General features: G+C 64.2%; 1 protein-coding gene. It reads left to right on the top strand.

Translation table 11 applies throughout. The features are described from left to right. Positions 1–11 precede the first annotated feature (11 nt). Complete coding sequence (locus NKI66_RS32600) at positions 12–986, top strand: IS5 family transposase (protein ID WP_023811436.1); 975 nt, start codon at positions 12–14, stop codon at positions 984–986. Positions 987–1,079 lie beyond the last annotated feature (93 nt).

Consider the following 1,079-nt stretch of genomic DNA (forward strand, 5'->3'; position numbering starts at 1 on the left):
GGGATCTTGCGATGACGACGAAGCCGAGCGGTCAGTTCAGTTTTGTGGAGGCTCTGCTGCCGCAGGGTCTTGGTCGGAGCGGTCGCCTGGACCGGTTGTCGTTGCTGGTGAAGTGGTATCGCTTCGAGAAGATCCTGGCACGGCTGCGCTCGCCGGCCGGACCAGGCCGGCCTGCCTACAATTCGTTGGTGATGTTCAAGGCGCTTCTGCTGCAGTCCTTGTATGGACTGTCGGACAGCGAACTGGAGGAGGCGCTCGCCGATCGGCTGTCGTTCCGCCGCTTCGTTGGGCTGACGCTCGAAGAGACGGTGCCCGACCACACCACGCTCAACCGCTTTCGCAATCGTCTCGTCGAGGCGGGGCTTCTGGAGAAGCTGTTTGGCGAACTGGACCGTCAGTTGGACAAGGCCGGGCTGATCCTGCGGCGCGGTACGATGCTCGATGCCACGGTGATCGAGACGGCGGCGGCACGGCCACCCAGTGGAACGGCGCACGAGGCCGGCGAGGCTGGCGATCCCGATGCCGGCTTTACACGCCGGCAGGGCAAGCCTGGCTCCTCCTATGGCTACAAGGCCCATGTCGGTGTCGACCAGGGCTCTGGCCTGATCCGCCGGGTGAGAACGACAGCGGCCAACGTCAACGACACGGTCGAGGCAGATCATCTGATCTGTGGCGACGAAGGCGCAGTGCTGGCGGATGCGGCCTATCACACCAAGGCGCGCCAGGTATTGCTGAGGGAGCGCGGGATCAAGCCAAGACTGATGCGGCGCGCCAACAAGCATCATCCGCATCTGCCAGCGCGCCTGAAGCATTTCAACCGGCTCATTGCGCGGCAACGCTTCGCCGTCGAGACGACCTTTGCCACCTTGAAGAACCGCATGCGGCTTTGCGCCATCCGCTACCGCGGCTTGGCCAAGGCGGCAGGACAGATCCTCATCGCCGCCATGGCCTTCAACATGCGCCGCTGGGTGACGCTGGCGACCTAATACAGGGTCGCATTGCGCCCGAAATCCGCCGAACCCGTCAAACCCCAGCCAATCCGGCCTCAAACCCGAGCCGCAAGGCACCCCACATTGGCC

This window comes from Mesorhizobium sp. M0518 (genome assembly GCF_040321125.1).
Lineage (GTDB): Bacteria > Pseudomonadota > Alphaproteobacteria > Rhizobiales > Rhizobiaceae > Mesorhizobium.

Bases quoted from the DNA above. Each gene is read 5' to 3' on its own strand.
- NKI66_RS32600 (WP_023811436.1), top strand. From the start codon at position 12: ATGACGACGAAGCCGAGCGGTCAGTTCAGTTTTGTGGAGGCTCTGCTG.